Raw genomic sequence first — 5,441 nt, forward strand, 5'->3', positions numbered from 1 at the left:
CGAAGTAGCATCGGTGGCAGCCCGGACGGCTGCCTTCCGATTCGTCACGAAGGCCGCCTCGCGCGGCCTTCTTCGTTTCCGAACCTTCCGCTTGAGAGCCGCCTTCCATGATCGACTTCGACGCCATCCCGAGATCGCGCCTGCCCGAATTGCTGCGGGCGATGCCGAAGGCCGAACTGCACATCCACATCGAAGGCTCGCTCGAGCCCGAGCTGATCTTCGAGCTCGCGAAGCGCAACGGCGTCGCGCTCGCCTACGCTGACGTCGAGACGCTGCGCGCTGCCTACGCGTTCACCGACCTACAGAGCTTTCTCGACATCTACTACGCCGGGGCCAGCGTGCTGCTGGACGAAAGCGACTTCGAGGCCATGGCGATGGCCTATTTCGTCCGTGCCGCGGCCGACAACGTCATCCACGCCGAGATCTTCTTCGACCCGCAGACCCACACCGCGCGCGGCGTGCCGATGGGCGCGGTCATCCGCGCCCTGTCCGGCGCCTGCGCGCGCGCCGAGCGCGAGCTCGGCGTCACGAGCTCGCTCATCCTCTGCTACCTGCGCCACCTGAGCGAAGGCGAAGCCCTGCAGACGCTGGACGCGGCGCTGCCGTTCCGGGAGCACTTCATCGGCGTCGGCCTCGACAGCAGCGAGCGAGGCCACCCGCCCGAGAAGTTCGAGCGGGTCTTCGCGCGCGCCCGGGCGCTCGGCCTGCGCCGCGTTGCCCACGCCGGCGAAGAGGGGCCGCCGGCCTACATCGAGAGCGCGCTCGACGTGCTGCACGCCGAGCGCATCGACCACGGCGTGCGCTGCATGGAGAGCCCGGCCCTCGTCGCCCGGCTCGCCCGCGAGGGCGTGGCGCTCACCGTCTGCCCGCTCTCGAACCTGAAGCTGCGCGTGTTCGAGACGCTGGCCGGGCACAACCTCGCCGAGCTGCTGGCGGCGGGGCTGAAGGCCACGGTCAATTCCGACGACCCGGCCTATTTCGGCGGCTACATCAACGACAACTTCGTCGAGGCCTTCGCGGCCCTGCCGCAGCTCGGCGCCGCCGAGGCGTACCGGCTGGCCCGCAACAGCTTCGAGGCCAGCTTCGTCTCGGCGGCGCGGAAGAACGACATGCTGGCCCGCCTCCACACCACCTTCACGACCTTCCGATGACCGAGCTGCTCACCGACCCCCAGGCCTGGATCGCCTTCCTGACGCTGACCGCGCTCGAGCTCGTCCTCGGCATCGACAACATCGTCTTCATCTCGATCCTGGTCGACAAGCTGCCCCCGGCGCAGCGCGAACGGGCCCGGCGGATCGGCCTGTTCATGGCGATGTTCATGCGGCTCGGCCTGCTGCTTCTCCTCGCCTGGCTGGTCGGCCTGACGGCGCCTCTGTTCACCGTGCTCGGCCAGGAGATCTCGGGTCGCGACCTGATCCTCCTCGGCGGCGGCCTCTTCCTGATCTGGAAGAGCACGGGCGAGATCCACCAGTCGCTGGAAGGGGTCGAGGGCCACAAGGCGGCGATCGGCACGGCGACCTTCGGCGGCGTCATCGTCCAGATCATGCTGATCGACATGGTGTTCTCGCTCGACTCCATCATCACCGCCGTTGGCATGGTCGACGAAATCGCGATCATGATCGCTGCGGTCGTCGCCTCGGTCGGCCTGATGCTGCTGTTCGCCCGGCCCATCGGCCGCTTCGTCTCCGACCACCCGACGATCAAGATGCTGGCCCTGTCGTTCCTCGTCGTGATCGGCGTCGTGCTCATCGCCGAGGGCATGGGCGTGCACGTGCCGAAGGGCTACGTGTACTTCGCGATGGCGTTCTCGCTCGGCGTGGAAATGCTGAACCTCAGGCTGCGCAAGCGCGCCAGCGCCCCGGCCAGGCTGCGCTCGCCCTACGGCGACGACCCCGCGCCCTGAGAGGGCGCGGACTGCCGCGGGCCGCTCCTACTCTTGCTCGACGGCGCTCATCAGCTCCTGCTTGCGCTCGGCCAGCTCGGCGCCGAGGACCTCGAGGTCGATGCCCGACTTCTCGGCGGCCGGGAAGATCTCGCTCTCTTCCTCCTCGACGTGGTGCTCGACGTACTCGGCCAGGACCAGGATCTTGGCGTCGTAGAGCGCATCGTCCGGGTCCATGGCCTGGATCTGGGCGATGAGGTCCTTGGCCGAGGCGTGCTCGACCTCGGCCTGGTCGAGCAGGAGGTCGTCGTCGATGGATTCGCGCATCGCCGGGTAGAAGATCTCCTCCTCGATGTCGGCGTGGACGGCGAGGGCGACGCAGATCTGCTCGGCGAGCGCGCGCTTCTCCTCGAGGTCGCCGTCTTCCTCGACCAGCTGGCGATAGTCCTCGAACAGCTGCCGGACCTCGGCGTGGTCGGCCGTGAGCAGCGAGACGGCGTCCTGGTTGCCTTCGGTTTCGTCCTCCTCGATCTCGTCGAGGTCCGCGTTTTCGAACATTTCGGCCATGGGGCCTCCTTGCGTTGGGATGGCGTTGCGGCGCAACGGCTCCCCCAGTGCGGCAATGGATATGCCCGAGCCGGCCGTCGGGCTGAACGGCTCCATGCCGCATCACCGTCTGGGGGTGCAGCAGATCCCAAGGCAACCTCAGAGGCGCTGCGAGGTGAGCCCGTGCTCGCCTGACGGCTCTCGGGCCTCCGGGAAGGGGCATCATCCGCATCGCGGCGCCGCCGCCGGGAGCAGAAGCCCATGACCGCCGCCACCCCACGCACGTTGCCCAAGACGCTCGGCACCTTCCAGCTGTGGGGCATCGCCGTCGGGCTGGTGATCTCCGGCGAGTACTTCGGGTGGAGCTACGGCTGGGCCTCGGCCGGCACCCTGGGCTTCCTCGTCACCGCCGGCTTCGTGGCCCTGATGTACACGACCTTCATTTTCAGCTTCACGGAGCTGACGACGGCGATCCCGCACGCCGGCGGGCCCTTCGAGTACAGCCGGCGTGCCTTCGGGCCCACCGGTGGCTATGTCGCCGGCTTCGCCACGCTGGTCGAGTTCGTCTTCGCGCCGCCGGCCATCGCGCTGGCCATCGGCGCCTACGTCAACGTGCAGTACCCGGCGCTCGAGCCGAAGTGGATTGCCTTCGGCGCCTACCTCGTCTTCATGGCGCTGAACATCGCCGGCATGACGATCGCGGCGAGCTTCGAGCTCGTCGTCACCCTGGTCGCGATCTTCGAGCTCTGCGTGTTCATGGGCGTGGTGGCGCCGGGTTTTTCGGCAGCGAATTTCGTGAAGGGCGGCTGGTCCGGCGCCGACACGTTCAGCGCCGCGTCGCTGCCCGGCATCGTCGCCGCGATCCCCTTCGCCATCTGGTTCTTCCTGGCCATCGAGGGCGTCGCGATGGCCGCCGAGGAGACGAAGAACCCGCAGCGCTCGGTGCCGATCGCCTACATCGGCGGCATCCTGACGCTGGTGGCGCTGGCCCTCGGCGTGATGGTGTTCGCCGGCGGCGTCGGCGACTGGACGAAGCTCGCCAACATCAACGACCCGCTGCCGCAGGCGATGAAGATCGTCGTCGGCGGCGACAGCGGCTGGCTGCACATGCTGGTCTGGCTCGGCCTGTTCGGCCTCGTCGCCTCGTTCCACGGAATCATCATCGGCTACTCGCGGCAGATCTTCGCGCTCTCCCGCGCCGGCTACCTGCCCGAGCTGCTCGGCCGCATCCACCCGCGCCTCGGCACGCCGTACATGGCCATCCTCGCCGGCGGCGTCGTCGGCATCGCGGCCATCTTCAGCGACCAGCTCGTCACCTTCGGCGGCCAGTCGCTGACGGCCAACATCGTCACCATGTCGGTGTTCGGCGCCATCGTCATGTACATCCTGAGCATGGCCAGCCTGTTCAAGCTGCGCGCTGCCGAGCCGCGGCTCGAGCGGCCGTTCGCCGCGCCGGCCTACCCGTTCTTTCCGGCCTTTGCCCTCGCTGCCGCCGTCGTCTGCCTCGGCACGATGGTGTATTTCAACGCCCTCGTGTTCGCGGTCTTCGTCGGCCTGATGGCGCTCGGCTACGGCTACTTCCTGCTCACCGGCAGCCGGCGCGGCGCGGTGGCCGCTGCGACGGCCTGAAGCCAACGACTGGTCGCTGGCCCAGATCGATGCGCCCGCCGAGGTGCGGGCCCGATCCGGCACCCCTGCTACGACACCGGCACATGATGTACACCCGGGAGCCCGATCTCGTCCGCCTGGAGGCCGACCTGGCGGCCTGGCTGGCGGGTGAGCGGCGCGGTAGACCGCTGACGCGTGCCGCCCGCTCAGCGGGCGGGCGCCCGCGGGCGGTGTCCGGCCTCGGTGAGGTAGCGCTCGAGATCTTCCGCGCCGCCGATCAGCCTGCCGCCGATGAACACCTGAGGCACGGTCTGGGCCTTGGCGATGGCGCCGAGCGCCTTGCTGCGGATCGTGTGGGGCAGGGGCAGTTCGGCGTAGTCGTAGCCGGCCTCGCTGAGCATCTGCTTGGCGTGGGCGCAGAACGTGCAGCCTTCGCGGGTGAGGATCGCGACCTGGTCCGGCAGCTTGGCCTTCGGGTCGATGTAGCGCAGCATGGTGTCGGCGTCGGACACCTCGAAGGGGTCGCCTTCCTTCTGCGGCTCGAGGAACATCTTCTCGATCACCTTGTTGCGCACCAGCATCGAGTAGCGCCAGGAACGCTTGCCGAAGTTGAGGTCGCTCTTGTCGACGAGCATCCCCATGGCTTCGGTGAAGGCGCCGTTGCCGTCGGGCAGGAGCAGGACGTTCTCGGCTTCCTGGTCGCGCCCCCACTCCTCCATGACGAAGGGGTCGTTGACGGAGACGCAGACGATGCTCTCGACGCCGTGCTCGCGGAAAACCGGCGCCAGCTCGTTGTAGCGCGGCAGGTGGGTCGAGGAGCACGTGGGCGTGAAGGCACCCGGCAGCGAGAAGACGACCACGTTCTTGTTCGCGAACAGGTCATCGGTGGTCACCTTCGCCCATTCGCCGTTGCGGCGAATGCGGAAGGCGACGTCCGGAACGGACTGGCCTTCCTTGCTCTGCAGTGCTTGCTGGCTCATCGCGGATTCTCGAAGTTCGGGCGATTCTGTGGCAGGCGCGCAAGCCTGCGCCGCGAGCAGGGAATCGCTCGGGCCGTCTTCCGGCAGCGCCGGTAGGTGTCGTCCGATGCAGCGGGGGCGCCAGGCCGCCTAGGGTCGGCCATGGCCCTGCGCTCGATCGCCTCGCTCTCGCTCAGCTTCGGCCTGGTCTCGATCCCGGTGAAGGTGTACGCGGCCACCGAAAGCGCGTCGGCGATCCAGTTCAAGCTGCGCGCCCGCGGCGGCGCGCGCGTGCGCCAGCAGTACGTCACCGCGCCCGAGGCCGTCGTCGAGGACCTGCGGGCCCTGCCGCCGGCGCGGCCGGGGCCCGGCCCTGCGCCGGCGGCGGCGTTCCGAACCGTCGCCGCGCAGGCGCCGGTGGCGACCCGCGCCGCGGCGTCGGCCGC

The 5,441-nt window shown here is 68.9% G+C and carries 6 protein-coding genes; 4 read left to right on the forward strand and 2 right to left on the reverse strand.

Annotated elements, in window-relative coordinates; genetic code table 11:
- Positions 1–107 precede the first annotated feature (107 nt).
- On the forward strand, positions 108–1,151 hold the full coding sequence (locus AC30N0_RS09080; protein ID WP_489517600.1) for an adenosine deaminase: 1,044 nt from the start codon (positions 108–110) through the stop codon (positions 1,149–1,151).
- A complete protein-coding gene (locus tag AC30N0_RS09085) occupies positions 1,148–1,903 on the forward strand; it encodes a TerC family protein (protein ID WP_489517601.1) in 756 nt (251 codons plus the stop codon). Before AC30N0_RS09080 ends, AC30N0_RS09085 begins: the two co-directional genes overlap by 4 nt.
- Before the next feature lie 27 nt (positions 1,904–1,930).
- Here the strand turns inward: AC30N0_RS09085 and AC30N0_RS09090 are convergent, their stop codons facing one another.
- Complete coding sequence (locus tag AC30N0_RS09090) at positions 1,931–2,449, reverse strand: hemerythrin domain-containing protein (RefSeq protein ID WP_489517602.1); 519 nt, start codon at positions 2,447–2,449, stop codon at positions 1,931–1,933.
- 240 nt (positions 2,450–2,689) lie between these two features.
- On the opposite strand from AC30N0_RS09090, the gene eat reads away from it, so the two are divergent.
- On the forward strand, positions 2,690–4,057 hold the full coding sequence (eat, locus tag AC30N0_RS09095; RefSeq protein WP_489517603.1) for an ethanolamine permease: 1,368 nt from the start codon (positions 2,690–2,692) through the stop codon (positions 4,055–4,057).
- A gap of 185 nt (positions 4,058–4,242) precedes the next feature.
- Here eat and AC30N0_RS09100 read toward each other — a convergent pair whose 3' ends face one another.
- Positions 4,243–5,016: a glutathione peroxidase gene (locus tag AC30N0_RS09100; RefSeq protein ID WP_489517604.1), complete on the reverse strand. Its 774-nt coding sequence runs from the start codon at positions 5,014–5,016 to the stop codon at positions 4,243–4,245.
- Positions 5,017–5,157: 141 nt separating this feature from the next.
- Here AC30N0_RS09100 and AC30N0_RS09105 point away from each other — a divergent pair.
- The coding region (locus AC30N0_RS09105) for a Ku protein (RefSeq protein ID WP_489517605.1) at positions 5,158–5,441 on the forward strand (284 nt) is incomplete at its 3' end.

It is taken from the genome of Rhizobacter sp. (assembly GCF_031412495.1).
Classification (GTDB): domain Bacteria; phylum Pseudomonadota; class Gammaproteobacteria; order Burkholderiales; family Burkholderiaceae_C; genus Schlegelella_A.